Source organism: Luteolibacter algae, from assembly GCF_042683045.1.
In the GTDB taxonomy this organism is placed as follows: Bacteria; Verrucomicrobiota; Verrucomicrobiia; order Verrucomicrobiales; family Akkermansiaceae; genus Luteolibacter; species Luteolibacter algae.
In genome coordinates this window covers 248,361-265,975 of sequence record NZ_JBHUIT010000034.1, presented here as the reverse complement: position 1 = coordinate 265,975, position 17,615 = coordinate 248,361, and the positions used below count along the sequence as shown (strand labels likewise).

Sequence of the window (17,615 nt, the reverse complement as noted above, 5' to 3'; positions counted from 1 at the left end):
AGAGTTACTCTGCCGGAAGAATGGATACCTTCAGAAGCTGGCTCGGTGCGAAGTATTTTTCCGCCAGTTTATTGATCTCTTCGATATTGATTGATCGATAGTCCTCATCGCGGTTCCGGGCTAAATCGAGCCGATTGGGGTCGGATTGGGATTGAGCCAATACCGTCGAGAGCCAGTAGGAATTATCGCGCAATGTTTTTTCTAGCTGGGCAAGGGTCGGCTTGAGAGCCCGATCCAATTCGTCCTGACTAGCACCTTTTTCTGAGAGTTCGGTAGCGATTTTTTCCATGGTGCTGAGCAATAGCGCAATGTCCTCGGGCTTGCCGATCGCTTGGCCCACTAGATAACCCATATTTTCCAGAGAATCACTTCCGCTGGCTCCGGCATTCGGAGAATAGGAAGCTCCGAGCTTTTCGCGAATTTCCTCCCGTAGCCGGTCGCCGTAGATATCGGAGAGCACATTCAGACGGCGGAATTCCTCCAGATTACCACGCAATCCATCCGTCTTCCAAATCGCAGTGGCCATTGCCTGCGGGATTTTGGATTCATAGGTGAAGGTCTTTTCGGCGGGAGGATTAGGAAACTCAACACTGCGCGTGTTGAGCGTGTTATCGCTCTGCGTTTTATTGCGTTCAGGCAGGCTGCCGAAAGTCGCAAGGAGATTATTCACAAGCGTTTCTTCATCGAAATCACCGACCACGCTGAGCTCAAGATAGCCCTTTTCGAGCTCCGGCGTAAGCCATGATTTCACCTCTTCAATCGTGTAATTCGAAAGCTCGGTTTGGCTTGGGATCGAGTAACGGAAATCTCCGCCATGAAGCCAGGTTTTCATCTCTTGGGAAGGACCAGCGGTGGTATGCTTCAAATTCTGGTAGAGAACCGGGATGGATTTTTGAAACTGCCAGATTGCCTCTGGCCGGTAGCCGGGATCCGTGATGGAAGCGACCATCAGCTGAAGCTGCAACAGGAGATCCGCAGGAGTCGTCGAGCCGCTGAGAATGAATGCGTCCTCACTGATTGAAAGGGTCGCTGAAACGTTTCTGCCGGCAAGGATTTCGGATAATTCATCGGCCGAGTGTTTTCCCAGACCTCCCGCATTGAAAACTGTGGAAGCCACAGCATTGAGCAGGGGTTTGTCCTTTGGTTGCGAAAGTTGTCCTGTCCCGATTCTTGCGAGGACATGAATACGGTTCTTTTCAAAATCAGTTTTTTTGAGATTGACCCGAATCTGATTGGTCAGGGTGAGCTGGGTGACTTCCAAATCTTCAATCTCGGTGGTTTTTTCGATTCTTCCCGCTTTTCCGAAGTCCGTGTAACCGAAAGGGATGATCTCCCGAGCTGCCGGAGGATCTACCTGAACACTCACAGATTCCTGATAAATGGCAGCGAGCTCATTGGAAGCCTCGTCCGAAGCGGTTTTGGTAGCGAGCACGAGGTGATGTCCCGGAGCCTCCCAGAATTTCACAAATTCCTGATGAACTTTCGCAATATCAGTGGATTCCAATGCGCTTTTTACAATTTCAAGATTTTCTTCGGGCGTCGAGAAAACCGTTTCATCATTGATGGAACGCGCAATCGCCGTGGCAAGTGAGTCAGACTTCCGCGTATCCTTCCGTTTCACAGACTCTTCATAGATATTGAGAAGATTTGCCTTCGCTTCAGCAAGCTCCGCCTCGGTAAAACCATACTCCAATGCGCGGCGAAACTCTTGCTCGAGCAAAGGGGTAGCCTCCTGCCATCGGTCATCCGCCACTGTCACGGAGATCGAGCCGAGCTCCAAATCATTGAAAAGAACAAACTTTGAAGCTTCCCCATCGGAAATCGGGGAGTTTTCCTTTTTTGCCAACCGATCGAATCTGCGGCCAATGACAAAATTGGCAATTTCCAGCGGGATCTTGGCTGCGCGTGCCTCCCTTGTATCGGGTTTGAAATCGTAAGGGCGAACGAGAAGTAGAGAAACATCCGTGGAGTCTAGCTCCGCGTCACTGAAAATATGGGGCTCTATCCCTTCCGGAGTAGTGACCACACCAAGATCCGGCTCCTGCCCGGGGTTCTCCGGGTTCTTCATAGAAGAAAATGTCTCCTTGATCTTGATCTCGATATCCGCCGGATCGATATTTCCGACGACAACGAAAGTTATCTTACTAGGCACATAGTAGCGATTGTAGAAATCGAGGAAACGCTCACGCGGTGCCGATTCAATCACTTTTTCCTCACCGATCGGGAAGCGTTTTGCAATGAGCGAATTGGGCAGAAGCGCATCAAATTGCTTTTGCTGCATCCGGTATCCGACCGAATCACGGGACCGCTTTTCCGAGAGGATCACCCCGCGCTCGGCATCAATTTCTTCCTCGCTGAGGAGGGCTCCATCGCCGAAATCACGCATGATACCGAAGGTGAGATCAAGAGTGTCTGGTTCGATATCTGGTAAATCGAGCATGTATACCGTCTCGTCAAAAGAGGTATAGGCATTTACGTGCGCACCAAAGGCGATGCCGCGGTTTTGCATTTCACGGATCAGCTGATTCGCATCTTTGTAGGATTTCGTGCCGTTGAAGACCATATGCTCCAGGAAGTGGGCGAGACCGCGCTGATCTTCAGCTTCCATCAGCGATCCTGCGGCAATGTGAAGACGCATGGAAAGCCGGTTCGGAGGCTCGTCATTTGGCAAGATCATATATCGGAGGCCGTTCGGCAGGGCACCGAAGACAGCTTGCGGATCTGGAGGAATATCTGATGTTTCGCTCGGCCATGGCGTGGGCTCTACAGCGGCAGCTTCAGAGCCATCTTCCGGCGAAGATGGTCTATTTCCCGAAGAGTCGGCGGAAGCCGTTTTTTCACTGGTCTCAACTGCTGTTTGCTCGGCAGCCGTAGGCTGTGGAGTTTCTTTAATGGCTAATAGGAAAGCGGTGACACCTAAAATCAGGGCTAGGACAAGCGGAGTTGCGTTTCGCATGCGGAGAGAATCGCCGAGAGAGGCTAGAATGCAAGTTGGAAGGAACGAGACCTGTGGTTGCAAAGTCTAATTTCTTGGTTAATGAAGACCCATGATTCTGGAAGTTTCCACACCTGCTTTGCTCTTCCCGGCTATAAGTTTGCTTTTTCTTTCATATACCAATCGCTTTCTGCATTTGTCAGCATTGATTCGCAATCTGCACGCCGATTGGGTGGCCCGGGGAGACTGCCTGGTGATGAAACAAATCGAGAATCTTCGTCGGCGATTGGTCCTGATCCGCGGGATGCAGCTTTTGGGCGCAATCAGTCTGCTATTGTGCGTAATTTCGATGATCAGCGTGATAGGAAATATGTATAAGCTCGCAATCTGGTCATTCAGCACAGCACTCGGGCTAATGGCCATGTCATTAGCCTGTCTGGTGTGGGAGATTTGGATATCCGGCGGAGCGCTTAGGATCATGCTATCGGCCATGGAGGAAAAAGAGGGCGGTCTTGATAAGAACCGTTGAAGAATTTCAATCCACGTTTAACTAATTGATTATGGAATCAAACAAAGCGTCTTTCAGTATCCCGTCTATTCTGGCAATTATCGCAGCCATTCTTAGCTTTAAGGTCGGAGCTATTTTCGGTCTGATTCTTGCTGCATTGGCTTTCATCTTCGGAGCCGTGGGAATCGTTTTTGCACTAGCTCCGAAAGTCCGCGGTGGTGGACTTAGTATTCTTGCGGTTATTCTAAGCTTTATTGGAGTGATCGCCGCAATTATCAAAGCCATCATGTGGCTGTTTTAAGCGGTTTCCATTCTTTCTCGCACTTTGCTTTGATCGCGGCAAAGTAGGCGCACAATGAGCAGCGAAGTTAGCGATTACGAAAAGCTGGGCCAGTTTTATCTGGGAAGGGAATACGATCTCGACTCAAAAAAGATCGATGACGACCTTGTCATGTATGACTCCAAGGATTTAGTCACCCACGGGGTTGTGCTGGGAATGACCGGTTCCGGTAAGACCGGCCTGTGCATCGCGCTACTGGAAGAAGCCGCGATGGATAATATCCCGGCGATCGTGATCGATCCCAAGGGGGATATCGCCAATCTCATGCTGACCTTTCCGGAGCTTGACGGACAAAGCTTCAAGCCCTGGATCAATCCCGATGATGCGGCGAAAAAGGGAATCTCGCTGGATGAGCATGCTCAAAAGACTGCGAAGATGTGGGAAAAAGGGTTGTCCGATTGGGGGCAGAAACCTGAGCGAATCGCCCGTTTCAGAGAAAAGGTGGATATCAATATCTTTACTCCCGGAAGTAGTTCCGGCATCCCGGTTTCCATTCTGAGCTCGCTAAGTGTTCCTCCCCCGGAGGTGCTTGAAGATAGCGAACTCTTCGGGGATACGATCAGCAGCACGGTTGAAAGCTTGCTCTCTCTGATCGGTATATCCGGAGAAGGCACCCAAAGCCCCGAAGCGGTCCTTCTGGCTGCGATTTTTCAGTCCGAGTGGACATCCGGAAGAGTTCTCACCCTCGAAAAACTGATCAGACAAATACAACGCCCGGCATTTGGTAAAATTGGCGTAATTGACCTGGAGTCGTTTTATCCTGAAAAATCACGCCAAACTTTAGCACTCAAGTTCAATAGCCTGCTGGCCTCGCCGGGCTTTGGAACCTGGTTGGAAGGCGCTCCTCTGGATATTTCAAAGATGCTGCATAGAGATGATGGCAAACCACGCATCTCGATCTTTTCGATCGCACATCTGAGTGATAAGGAACGGATGTTTTTTGTCAGTCTATTGCTCAATCAGATGCTTGGGTGGATGCGAACCCAGCGGGGAACGACCTCGCTGCGTGCCCTCCTATATATGGATGAAATCTACGGATTTCTCCCTCCAATAGCGAATCCACCTTCGAAAAAGCCCATGATGACCATGCTCAAACAAGGCAGGGCCTTCGGCTTGGGTTGTCTGCTGGCAACGCAGAATCCAGTCGATCTCGACTACAAAGCTCTTTCGAACATAGGAACGTGGTTTCTCGGGCGCCTCCAGACCGAGCGTGATAAAATGCGGGTTCTCGATGGTCTGGAAGGGGCCGCAGGCTCTCAGAATGCCCGGTTTAACCGGAAGGAAATGGAAATCCTTCTATCAGGGTTGGGCAATCGGGTTTTCCTGATGAACAATGTGCATGAAGATGGTCCCGTTTTGTTCCATGTGAGGTGGGTGATGAGCTACCTGACTGGCCCGTTATCCAGGGGGCAGATTAAAAGCCTGATGGATGACAAACGCGATTCCTTCAAGGCGAGCGATCCGGAGGTTAGCTTCCCGAATCCAATGGCGCGCCATTCGGCCGGATCGATCTCCTCCGCGAGGCCAGTGGTTGGAACGGGAGTCGTTGAGCTCTTCGCAGAGCCCGATGGTGATGTATACCGGCCGTATCTACTCCGGGAGGCCACGGTGCATTTTTCATTGGGAAAAGCAGATGTCGAAGGTAGCCGCAAGATCGTGCGGTTGAATCCTATCGGCGAAAACGGGATCGACTGGGACGAAACCACTACGGTGGATGTTCGCGAAGTTGATCATGACCCGAAGAGTGGATGCGGTTTCCCGGAACTGCCCGGCTACGCAATGAATGCGAAGAATTACAAACAGGTCGAGGATGATTTCGAGGACGAACTTTATCGCGAGGAGCGCGAAGAAATATGGTTTTGCGCTGAACTGAAGGCATGGGGAAAGATAGGGGAAGAGGAAACGGATTTCCGTGTCAGGATTTCCCACGAAGCCAGAGAAGCCCGCGATGCTGAGATCGGGAAACTGAAATCGGCCACACAGAAAAAGATCAATGCATTGGAGGATAAGCTGAAGACTGCCGAGGCTCGTTTGGCCAAAGAGTCCGCAGAGGCAAATTCTGCAAAAATGCAGGCTGGCATATCGGTGCTGGGCAATATTTTGAAGGCTGTATTTGGAAGAAAGTCCGGGATGGCAGCCATAAGCGGCAGGAGCAGTTCGTCGTCCATTTCAAAAGCTACAACGGCTTACAAGCAGCATCGGGACGTGGCGAATGCGGAGGCCAAAATCGAAGATATCCAAGAAGACATCCAAGAAATCATGGAGACACTGGAACGGAAAATCGAAGAAATTGGAGAAAGTTTCGATCCCTCGAATCTGCGCTTGGAAAAAGAGACGATTAAACCCACCCGTGCCGATGTCCAAGTCGAACGGATCGCGCTTCTTTGGAAATAATTTGTCTAAATGGAATAGATGCTTGCCCAGCGGCTTCCGACTCTATTGACTTTCGCATGGCAGAGATTTCATTGGGATTGTCTTTTGACGATGTGCTTTTGGTTCCAGCGCTAAGTGCGATATTACCAGGAGAAGCTGATTTGGCGACGGAACTGACACAGGGATTGAACCTGAGGTTACCGGTTATTTCCGCAGCGATGGACACAGTGACCGAACACGACCTTGCTATCGCGCTTGCTCGTGAAGGTGGAATGGGAGTCATCCACAGAGCGTGCCCCATTGATGAACAGGCGGTTATGGTCTCTAAAGTGAAACGCTCGGAAAGCGCGGTAATTAATAAACCGCTCACCGTGAGCAAGCACGATACAGTCTCCAGGGTATTAGCAATCATGGAGGAAAATGGTTTTTCCGGATTCCCGGTGGTCGATGAAGCTGGCCATCTGGAAGGGATGGTCACGGGGAGAGATGTTCGTTATTTGGACCGGCCCGACGCTTTGGTATCCGAGGTAATGACGCCCCGTGAAAAAGTTGTTACCGCACCGCCAAATACAGGATTGGAAGAAGCCCGGCGCATTTTGTATCAGAACCGCATTGAAAAACTCCCGCTTGTGGATTCCGCAGGGATGCTAGTAGGTCTTATTACCGGTTCCGATATCGAGAAACGTATCACGTTTACCGCCGCAGCCAAGGATTCCAATGGACAGCTTCGCTGCGGTGCTGCGGTAGGCGTGGGACCGGACGTGAAGGAACGCGCAAAAGCTCTCATTGATGCTGGTGCGGATGCGCTGTTTATTGATGCCGCCACTGGGCACACCCGCCATGTCATGAATGTCATCGAAATGCTTCGTGGTTTGAGCGATCGGCCTGTCGTTGCCGGAAATGTTGTCACAGAGGCCGGAGCGCGTGACTTGGTATCCGCGGGAGCAAGCGCTCTCAAGGTGGGTGTGGGCCCAGGTTCCATCTGCACAACACGGGTGATAGCCGGCGTAGGAATGCCACAATTTACCGCAATCCAAAACGTCGCTGGCTATTGCCGTGAGCGAGGTGTGAAAGTGATTGCCGACGGAGGCATCCGATACTCCGGCGATGTGGTAAAAGCCATCGCGGCAGGAGCGGATCTTGTGATGTTGGGATCCATTCTGGCCGGCACCAGAGAAAGTCCCGGGCAGAGTGTATTCTATCAAGGCCGCCGTTTCAAAACCTATCGCGGCATGGGCTCGCTCGGAGCAATGAGCAAAGGTGCGAGCGACCGCTACAGCCAGAACAGCTCCGGCAAACTGGTGGCCGAAGGCGTGGAAGGCCGGGTCCCTTACAAAGGACCACTCTCCGATGTGATCTTCCAGCTCATGGGTGGTCTAAAATCCGGCATGGGCTACGTGGGAGCATCCAATTTACAGGAGTTGCGTGAGCGTGCTGTATTTACCCGCATCACGACGGGAGGGCTTCGCGAAAGCCACGTCCACGACATCGTGATGACTGAAGAACCCACCAACTATCAACCTCTCAGCTGATTTCTTTCGGAAGAGGAGACATTTTTCAATTAATATTTATATGCACGATAAAGGACATGTGGCAGTTATCGACTTCGGTTCACAGTATACCCAGTTGATTGTTCGAAGGGTCCGTGAACTTGGTTTTTTTGCGATGCTTTACGCATTGGAAGATTTCCCTGAGATCGGTAAACCGGGCGCGATTATTTTATCTGGTGGACCGCGCTCGACGAGCGATGCGGATGCTCCGGATTTGGATTTCGAAGCGCTCAAAGCCTTTGATGTGCCGGTGCTCGGCGTTTGCTACGGCATGCAATTGCTGAATCTCAAATTTGGGGGTTCGGTGGAGGCCAGCGATCGACGTGAATACGGCCCGGCCAATTTATTTCCGGTGAATGATTCGCCTCTATATGATGGAATTTCCGAGATTTCACAGGTATGGATGAGCCACTCGGACACAGTGAAGATTATTCCGGATGGAGCCAAGGTCATTGCAACCAACCAGCATGAGACTCCGGTTTCACTTCAATGGGATGACCGATTTTTTGGAATCCAGTTCCACCCTGAGGTGACACACAGTCACGAGGGTCTGATGATTCTCAAAAACTTCCTAAAACAAGCCAAGGAGCTGGCTCCGTTCAAAATTGATGATTTCAAACGGGAAATGATCGATAATATCCGCACAACCGTCGGCGAGCGTCAGGTGGTATGCGGAGTTTCCGGCGGCGTTGATAGCACTGTGCTTGCGGTTCTCCTAAAAGAAGCAGGTGTGAAAACCCGGGCAATTTTTGTCGATAACGGACTTCTTCGTAAAAACGAGGCTGCTGAGGTGCAGGCAAATTTCAAGCGGATGGGTGTGGATATCGAAACCGTGGATGCCTCGGAACGCTTCCTCAATGCCTTGGCGGGGGAAGGCGATCCGGAGAAGAAACGGAAAATCATCGGTAACATGTTTATCGAGGTCTTCTGGGATGCCGTGGGTGATGCCGAAATGCTGGCCCAGGGAACTCTCTATCCAGATGTCATCGAGAGTGCATCCAATGCGAAATCCAAAGCATCGGTGATCAAAACCCACCACAACCGGGTTCCAAAGATTCTTGAATTACAAGCGCAAGGCAAAGTCTTGGAACCACTCGCCGAACTGTTCAAAGACGAGGTGCGGGCTTTGGGAAGATCATTGGGTATCGAGGACGATATACTTCAGCGTCATCCATTTCCAGGGCCTGGCCTTTCTGTCCGCTGTCCGGGTGTCGTCGACAGGGAGAGACTGGAGATCATTCGCGAATGCGATGCGATCTTCATTGGGAAGCTCAAAGAATATGGCTGGTATGACAAAGTTTGGCAGGCTTATGCCGGTCTTATCCCTGTTAAGACCGTAGGGGTCAAGGGTGACGAAAGAAGTTACGAATGGGCAACCAATCTTCGCGCAGTAGTCTCGGAAGACGCAATGACAGCCGAGTGGGTGGATCTCCCCGCAAAGCTGCTACGCGAGACCAGCCAGCGTATTCTAAACGATGTAAAAGGCATCAATCGGGTGCTTTACGATATCTCGACCAAGCCTCCTGCAAGTATCGAGTGGGAATAGATTTTTCCCAAATATTCTAACCCATCCCCGGTGCCCGTCATTACGGACACCGGGGATTTTTTTGCCCTGGTCTCTTGTCTGATTTCAAACCCTCGACATGGGCATAAAAAAGTCTCCGCCCGAAAGGGCGGAGACTTTGAAAAAGACAAATTTTTATATAAGCTAAATTCTCCGGGAAAAATAGATTTAGAGATCGTCTTTGATATTTTTACGGGTGCCCTTCTTAGCCGGTTTCGCGGCTTTTGCAGCTTTTGCGGCCTTGGCCTTCTCATCCTCGTTTTCATCCTCATCGATGTTGTGGGTGAGGATAAACTGGAGATCATCGATACCTAGATTGGAGGCGAAACCTTCATCACCTAGAACGTTGGTCACCAGCTGGGTTTTCTGATGCTGCAGGATACGGATTTTCTCTTCGACCGTATCACGGGTGAGGAGACGGTAGGCGATAACCTTATTCTTCTGACCGATCCGGTGGGTTCGGTCGATTGCTTGGTTTTCAACCGCAGGGTTCCACCACGGATCGTATAGGATAACATAAGACGCGGATGTGAGGTTCAGGCCCGCACCGCCCGCTTTCAGCGACAGCATGAAGACCGAAGGATCCTTGGTTGTCTGGAAGCGTTCGATTTCGCCTTTTCGATCCTTCGTCTGGCCTGTGAGGTAGTGGAACGGCCGTGCTTCCAGCTCGAGGCGTGCTTTGATGAGGTCCAGCATGGAAACAAACTGGGAGAATACGAGAACCTTGTGTCCCTCTTCGTGCAGTTGATCCAGAAGATAGAATAGGGATTCCATCTTCGCGGATTCCTCCTTGAGATATTTTGGATCGATGAGGCCCGGGTGGCAGCAAATCTGGCGAAGTCGCATCAGGCCTTGGAGAATCGCAAAGGAATTCTTTTTGACCGCCTCGTCGGAATCGAGCCCCAGAAGAGCCTTCTGGATACGTTTAAGCTCGTTTTTGTAAAGTTCCTGCTGAACCCCTTCCATTTTTGAGTAAACTTCCTCTTCAGTCCGCGGCGGAAGATCCTGTGCAACCTGCAATTTCGTCCGACGCAGAAGGAATGGACGCAGGCGCGAAGCAAGACGAGTCTGCGACAGGGGATCCTTACGTTTGTCGAAGCGTTTCTTGAAATAAGCTCGTGAGCCGAGAACTCCAGGCATTGCGAATGCCATTAGCGACCACATGTCGAGCAGGCGGTTCTCAATAGGCGTTCCGGTAAGAACCAATCTATTTTGAGAATCCAGCTCCCTGGCGCATTTCGCAGCTTTCGAGTCAGGATTTTTGATCTGTTGACCTTCGTCCAGAATCGTTGTGAGCCACTTGATTCCTGTAAGTTCTTCACCACAAACACGGAGCTGTGCGTAGTTGAGAACAAGCATATCAATGTTGTTCTGGATATAGTCCACGTCGATATCGTCGCGGTTTTTCAGGATTTTCACGGTCAGCTCTGGAGTGAATTTCTCCGCCTCGCTATACCAGACGTCCAAGACCGATTTCGGGCAGACAATGAGAGCGGGTTTATGCGGACCTCCGGACTTCTTCTGCTCCTCAAATAGCCAGAGGAGGTAGGTCAGGGATTGAATGGTTTTACCCAGTCCCATGTCATCGGCAAGAATACCACCGAAATTGTTAACCGACAGATACGCAAGGAATCGGAAGCCCTCAATCTGATATGGACGGAGCGTTGCATTCAGCCCTTCCGGGAGATCGGGATTTACCTCGAGCTTGATGTCATTGGCACGATTCTTGATACGTTCCCAGGCTTTCGGATCAAAGACTTCAGCCGCCTTAGGGTCAGCGAGTTGCAGGGCATGCATCCGGTGGGTTTCGCCGGATAGATCGAAGGGATCCAGACCCAGACGTGTAACAGCCTCCCGCTGGTCCGCATCGAGCTTGATCTCAAGACGCATCCAGGAGCCGTCGTCCATCCGGACATATCCCCCGCGGGCTGCTACGAGCTGGCGGATCTGTGCTTTTGAAAGGTTCACCCCTTGGACATCGATGACGATACGAAGATCGAACCAGTCAATGTCCTGGCCGACGACCTCAAAGCGGACAGCTGCTGTGACAGGGTCATCGAGAATCGATTTCAAACGTAAATCAATATCTAGCTCGATTTCCGGCGGCATGGATCTGATCCATTCGGAGAATTTTTCCGGGAACTGTTTGGTAATCCGGGATTTGAAAGAGATCAGCTTCTCGTCATAGGCGAGAGACATTTCGTCGAGGATTGGCGGGATCGGGTGCAGCGGCTCGCGAGCGAAGCGGAGGAGCTGCTTACCCTTGACAGGCTGTTGCTCTACGAGGTCCCAGCCTTCTTTGGTAAGACGTTCGGTGCGGCGACCTTTGGTTTCGATGGCGGTGACATCGACAACGAGGTGTTCGGTCTCCGCCGCTGTTAGACCAGCCACAAGTTTCATTTCGAGCTTCGGCTTTAGCTCGAGATCTACCACACGTTTTTTGAGCGATTCCGGAAGCGTGGCTCCGATTTTTCTTAGAAACTCCACACCTTCCAGAGAGTCGATGACTTTCCGCGGAATCAGGTAACGGGGCATGACCTCGGTTTCCTCCAGCCAGCGTGGAGGACCGGGAAAGACGGTTTCGTCAGACTGGTAAAGCTCCTTCCGGCCCGGGAGAAGGCGGACTGAGTGAGATACATTCTCTCCACTCGCAGTAACGAGCTGGATGGAAAAGGAATTCGGATCGTGGGCTTCATCCTCGCAGACCCACGACAAGCCTTCGTCGGAAACTTTGAAGGGCCGATCATCCAAGTTCACCAGATACCCTTGGAGGGCTGGTTGCTGGAAAACGCGGTTCATGAACCGGCAGGATTCCTCTTGGTCGAAATCCAAAGTGGTGTCTCCATGACGCCTGTAATAGGCGAGGTAATGCTCCCACAGTGTCTGTGAGGAGGCATCCATCAAGAGGGCGCCTTCCTGATGAAGCGCGACGTATCTTTCGATATCGGCTTTTTCCCTCAGCTGGATGAAAACTGCGTTAGGTCTATCCTCCCTGATTTCTATGCGGGCCTCGTTGATCGTTGCCACGAGGCGAAACTGCACGGTCAGGGGAGAGTCCTGGGGAGGGCGCTCGTTGACTTGCTCTATCCGGTCATACCATGCGGCGACTTCGCGCTCCTGCTCCCACTCCGCCATTTTTTTCTGCACGGATGCCAGATCAGTGATCACCGACATGAATTCCGGATAAGGGAGTTTTTTCTTATAGAAGGCATAGGCCAGGAAATTCCAGAACTCAAGAATATCACCCGGCGGCATAGGCCAGAGCTCCAACGGCTCATAGGTGGTGATTTCCCAGCGTGGATTGATCCGCACCATATCGTGATCGTGGAGTTCTCCTTCGATCACATAACGCCGGTAACGTTTTTCGATCTTTGTGACGTATTCGGCCTCTTTATCATCCAGCTCGCGGCCCAGCTTGTCTTCGATGATATCGAGGACAGGTGTATCGTCGAATTCGTTAGGCGATTCCGGAAGATCCTCACCGCGATGCATCCGCTCCATCATTGTGGCGTATTGGCATGCGGCGGAAACAATCTCGTCCTCAGCTGTGCAGGAGCCAAACCAACGGTTTCCCTGAAGCCGGAGCGATGTGCGGAACGTGCCCGTTTCGTCTTCCACCCGGCCTTGGATGAAGAGGTGATTGCCGAAGATTTGGGTGACTGCCCCGTCTTTCTGAAGTAAATCTCCGCGTTTGCGGGCTTCTTCCGGGAAGGAATTTAGGAAATTTAAAGTAGCGCGATCCGGATTCATAGGCGTGAAGGAAAAAACCGAGTTTCTGAAAGTCGGGAGGGGGAGGCTAAGCCAGAAAACCGATTTTGTGCAATAGGAAGTTTCAAAACCAAGGGCTAACATCTTGTGCGAAGAAAGCGCTTGATGGGAAGGGTAGTGGCAGATTGGATGACTGGAGATTAGCGAATCTTCTCCCCTTATGAGTCTCAGAAAGCAGTTAAATGATATTTTACCAACCTTGTTGCCCAATAATCCTGCGGAGGCGATCAAGGGAACTGAGCTCATACGACTGGCCCGCATCAACCTAACAGGGAATTATTCAGACGCATCCCTCCGCTATCATTTTTCGATCATGTCGTGCGATCCGACTTCAGCGATCGCAAAAGTCGAGAAGGGCCAAGGATATTACCGCCGGAGCGAACCGCTTCCTGCCCTATCCGGTGCGCAAGAGCTTCTCGCCTGGACTCAGGGACGGCTGGACGACATCAGCGGTGATGACTCCTCTGTTGATAGCGCGATGCTCCGAATTCGAAAATTCCGGGCGGTTGTTACAAGGTATTATGAGGTGAACGGACGTTTTCCTTTCGCATTCCGGGATCCCTTTACCAATACCTCACCACTTGGCAATCTGTGGAAATATCCGGAACTTGTGCTTGTGGATTGGGAAACCGGCGGGTCCCCGGACGAGGAAATGTCGCTCGACGGCGGAATGTTATCTTTGAAGCAACGACTCGGAATTGCTCCGTTCCGGTTACATTCGGCACGACTAAGACTTTCACCTTCATTGATGACTTACCGGGAGGACTTTTTCCAAACGCTTTCCGTCTCAATGTGGGCCCAGGGGGGGGAACTTATCTACGCTGGTCCTATCGCGGACGAAGCGCTGGCGGATGGCTTGCGCAAACTCAGTGCCGCATATGGAGTGGGAGTAACATCTTTTGGAATGACACCCGAAGTGTTGGACGATCTGCCTAGACCGGCCAATATCCTGAACGCCCATCCGAAAGAAACAGAAGCCATCATGGCAAAGCTGGATATACACAAAATAGCTGCAGCCCAGTCCCGTCCGCACCTCGACTGGGTGGCGCTGAATTCGCTTCGCTCGGAATCAGAGGAAGCAGACAAACTTGTCGCGTGGTTGAACCACTGCATCGATGAACGTCGTGCCGAGCCTTTCAAGGATGAATGATTTCCCAGGCACGATCCCTCTGTTATTTTTATGGAACGTGGGATTCGCTTTGTAAGCGGGATGTAAATTCGACCCCGATGGCTGAGAAAACTGCTGGAGTTGAGCCGTAACTCTGTCAGAGTGCTGCAACCATTGAAGGCGTGAAAGCGCTGTATTGAACCGATGTCACCCGATCCAGCCAATAGCACGAACGAGATCCCGGACAGTTTGCGCACGCAGCTGGAGAGCTTCCGCCAAGTGCTGTGGAGGCGCAAAATGATGGAGTCCGTCGCGGCAGGAGCGATAGGCCTCCTGGTGTCCTTTTTACTGATCTTCGGGTTGGATCGCATCTGGCAAACACCGTCCTGGTGCCGCTTTATTATTCTAATTTCCGGAGTGTCATTCTTCGCGGGGTTTGCACCTTATTGGCTACACCGCTGGATTTGGAGGCATCGTCACGAAGGACAACTGGCCAAACTCATTGCCAAGAAGTTTCCAGGTTTGGGAGACCGGCTACTGGGAGTCATTGAGCTCCAGGCCCAGCTTGAAAACGACGATTCCCTCTCACCGAGATTACGAGCCGCCGCGATGGAGGTCGTCAGTTCAGAGGTTTCGAAGAGAGACCTCAATCTTGCGTTGCCGACACCGCGTCACAGAAAATGGTCACTTGCGGCGATGGTGCTGAGTGCTTGCGCCGCTCTTGCCTTCGTAGTCGCTCCGAAAGCGGGTATCAACTCCGTGGAACGCTGGTTGAAACCCTTTTCAGACATTGAGAGGTATACCTTCACCCAGCTTGAGGATTCTGTGGATCATCTCGTGGTTCCTTACGGTGAGGCTTTTGAGATCACTCTGAAATTGGCTCCGGCTTCCGAACAAAAGCCCACCCGCGGCTCTGCACAATATGGGCTACAACCCGAGATTCAGGCGCAGCTGAACCGCGATCATTACATTTTCCGGTTTCCAGGACAGCAGGAAAAGGGAACCGTGATTTTCAAGATCGGAGATCTTGTGCATCGCATCAAAGTGGAACCTATGCAGCGCCCGAGCGTCACGGGTATGAAGGTTTACGTCAGCTCTCCGAAATATCTACAGCTACCGGATCGCGAGACCGATCTTTCGGTTGGCGAGGTTAGCGCAGTGGAAGGGAGCACACTGAAATTCCGGTTTGAGATGACAAGGCCTTTGAAATCAGGAAGCTACGGACCGCCGATTGAAATTGAGCGAGACAGGGAGAGTGCTCCGGCCACCGCCGCAGATAAATCGTCACAAGGACCTTTGGTCCTCGATCGGTTGTCTGCCGAAACCGCTCCAATCGAAATCGGACAAAGCTCCTATGAATTGCCTTTTTCATGGGCTGATGAACACGGACTGTCTAACGCGAGCAATTTCAAGCTCCGGGTCAATGCAGTTAAAGATAATCCTCCGGTTGCCTACACCCAGGGACTTGAACGGCAAAAGGCAATTCTCCCGGAAGAGGTTTTAGACTTCGAGATCTTGTGTGAAGATGATTTTGGGTTGAAGCGGGTGGGAATCGAATGGGAGACACTTGATCCAGGCTCGGGAAAACCTACTGGCGAGAAGAACGAACTTTTGCTGCCGGGGGGTGGTCCAGAGATAACACGAATCATGGAGCAAGCTTCCTTTTCGCCAGAGGCTTTCGGACTGGGTCCGCAAAAACTCGTGCTCCGGGCCTTTTCCGAGGATTTTTTTCCTCAAAGAAGCCGCGTATATTCTGAGCCTATCGTGGTCTATGTGCTCACGCGTGAAGAACATTCCCAAATCCTGAAGAGTAAATTCGATCGCGCGATTAGCGAGTTGGAGGATCTTTCCCGTAAGGAACTGAATCTATTGGATGAGAACCAGCGGCTCGAGCGTTTGGATGCCGGAGATTTGCAAGCCGATGAAAACCAAAAACGGCTCGATGTGCAGGAACAGGCTGAAAGTGAGAACACCCAGCGGATGAAAGACCTCACCGAACGCATGGAGGACATCATGAAAGGTGCCACCCGCAATGGGGAGATTGACAAGGAAACGCTTAAAAAGATGGCGGAGGCGCTGAAATCCATGCAGGAGCTCTCCGATGCGGATATGCCGGAGGTGCGCGATAAGCTCCGGGAAGCTCAGGAGCTTTCCAATACACCTGAAAAGTCCAAAGACGATGTGGAGGATGCTGTCGAGGCGCAGAAGAAGGTGGTTGAGAAAATCAAAAAAGCTCTGGAGCAAGCCAATGACGCAAACAAGCGCTTTGAAGCCAGCACGTTTGTAAGCCGTCTGAAAAAGGCAGCCTCCGAACAAAATAGCATTGCCGGCGTGCTGATCGCCTCATTCCCGAATATTATTGGCCTGAGGGAGAGCCAGATTGACCCGGCGGACCAACGGAAGCTGACAGACACTACCCGTCAGCAAGTTCAAACCGCTTCCGATATCAGATGGATCCAAGAGGATCTCGGTCACTATCACGCCCGGACAGGGGACAAAGTTTTCAAGGGTATACTGGATCAAATGCAGGAAACCAAAATAGATCTCGGTCTGGAAGATATCCGTGTAAAACTTCAGAAGAATCATTCATATACTGCGACAGAAAAAGCCAAATATTGGGCTGAGAAATTGTCCGGGTGGGCTGCCATTCTGGCCGATGAGATGAACAAGAACAACGGGTCCGGTGGAGGTGGAGGTAGTGCCGCAGATCCTGAGGATGAAGATTTTGAATTTATGCTCAGAGTCATGAAAATGATCCAGAAGCAGCAGGATGTCAGAGCCCGGACGAGGGTTCTGGAACAGCTGAAACGCGACGCACGTAATTCCGCACAATTGACCAAATGAGGCTCCTTTATCCCATAGCTCTGCTAGCTGCAGCCCAATTGCTCTCCATAGCGGCTGCCGAAGAAATTTCCCCTGAGAAGTCGATACTGGAGCGGCACGCCGAAGGATCGGAGCGTTTGGCCGATGAGCAGGATGAGCTTTCTGCGGACGTCCAGCAACTCGTCATTGAGCAAACTGTATCCGAGGTGATTGAACTACTTTCCACCGTTGAAGGTATCATGGATGAAACTACCGACTATCTGGCGGACTTGGACACGGGCGGCAAAACCATCGCGGCCCAAACGGAAATCATCGAGAAAATCCATCAGGCAGCCAAAGCAAAGCAGGATCAACAAGGTGGAGGAGATGCCGGAAGCGCAATGATGGATATGATGGAGCGAATGATGGGCAAGGAACCCGGCGCCAATGAAAGGGGCAAAAACGCGAATGCAGGCGCCCAACCAGGGCAGGGCCAAAACGGAGATTCCGATGCGGAAAATAGTGCGGCGGCTGGCGATTCCAATGGCCATAGTGTCGAGCGCCGGATCCCCAAGGCGGCTGGTATCGCCGGCAAAAACCTGCCTGGAGAATTTCAACAAGCACTTGATGCTTACAACCGGGGGCTGGGTGAGGTATCCAAATAGAC

The 17,615-nt window shown here is 51.6% G+C and carries 10 protein-coding genes; 8 read left to right on the top strand and 2 right to left on the bottom strand.

Features of this window, described 5'->3' with window-relative positions:
- Positions 1-4 precede the first annotated feature (4 nt).
- Entirely contained in the window at positions 5-2,956 is a 2,952-nt protein-coding gene (locus ACFSSA_RS15620; protein ID WP_386821564.1) for a M16 family metallopeptidase, read from the bottom strand.
- Between the two features lie 91 nt (positions 2,957-3,047).
- Here ACFSSA_RS15620 and ACFSSA_RS15615 point away from each other — a divergent pair, with 91 nt between their 5' ends.
- The 5 genes from ACFSSA_RS15615 to guaA are packed head-to-tail and all read left to right on the top strand — an operon-like array spanning position 3,048 to position 9,252.
- Positions 3,048-3,464: a DUF2721 domain-containing protein gene (locus tag ACFSSA_RS15615; RefSeq protein WP_386821563.1), complete on the top strand. Its 417-nt coding sequence runs from the start codon at positions 3,048-3,050 to the stop codon at positions 3,462-3,464.
- Positions 3,465-3,495: 31 nt separating this feature from the next.
- Positions 3,496-3,744 (top strand): hypothetical protein, encoded by a 249-nt coding sequence (locus tag ACFSSA_RS15610; RefSeq protein ID WP_386821562.1) that lies wholly within the window; start codon positions 3,496-3,498, stop codon positions 3,742-3,744.
- 54 nt (positions 3,745-3,798) lie between these two features.
- On the top strand, positions 3,799-6,177 hold the full coding sequence (locus ACFSSA_RS15605; protein WP_386821561.1) for an ATP-binding protein: 2,379 nt from the start codon (positions 3,799-3,801) through the stop codon (positions 6,175-6,177).
- A 56-nt stretch (positions 6,178-6,233) separates the two neighbouring features.
- Positions 6,234-7,688: an IMP dehydrogenase gene (guaB, locus tag ACFSSA_RS15600; RefSeq protein ID WP_386821560.1), complete on the top strand. Its 1,455-nt coding sequence runs from the start codon at positions 6,234-6,236 to the stop codon at positions 7,686-7,688.
- A 40-nt stretch (positions 7,689-7,728) separates the two neighbouring features.
- Entirely contained in the window at positions 7,729-9,252 is a 1,524-nt protein-coding gene (gene guaA / locus ACFSSA_RS15595) for a glutamine-hydrolyzing GMP synthase (RefSeq protein WP_386821559.1), read from the top strand.
- Between the two features lie 186 nt (positions 9,253-9,438).
- Here the strand turns inward: guaA and ACFSSA_RS15590 are convergent, their stop codons facing one another.
- Positions 9,439-13,020: a DEAD/DEAH box helicase gene (locus ACFSSA_RS15590; RefSeq protein ID WP_386821558.1), complete on the bottom strand. Its 3,582-nt coding sequence runs from the start codon at positions 13,018-13,020 to the stop codon at positions 9,439-9,441.
- Positions 13,021-13,198: 178 nt separating this feature from the next.
- Between ACFSSA_RS15590 and ACFSSA_RS15585 the strand changes: the two genes are divergently transcribed.
- The 3 genes from ACFSSA_RS15585 (at position 13,199) to ACFSSA_RS15575 (ending at position 17,613) form a co-directional block, all read left to right on the top strand.
- Positions 13,199-14,188, top strand: a complete 990-nt coding sequence (locus tag ACFSSA_RS15585) for a hypothetical protein (RefSeq protein ID WP_386821557.1) — start codon at positions 13,199-13,201, stop codon at positions 14,186-14,188.
- Positions 14,189-14,350: 162 nt separating this feature from the next.
- On the top strand, positions 14,351-16,990 hold the full coding sequence (locus ACFSSA_RS15580; RefSeq protein ID WP_386821556.1) for a hypothetical protein: 2,640 nt from the start codon (positions 14,351-14,353) through the stop codon (positions 16,988-16,990).
- Positions 16,987-17,613 (top strand): hypothetical protein, encoded by a 627-nt coding sequence (locus tag ACFSSA_RS15575; RefSeq protein WP_386821555.1) that lies wholly within the window; start codon positions 16,987-16,989, stop codon positions 17,611-17,613. The genes ACFSSA_RS15580 and ACFSSA_RS15575 overlap by 4 nt, the downstream gene beginning before the upstream one ends.
- Positions 17,614-17,615: the final 2 nt, after the last annotated feature.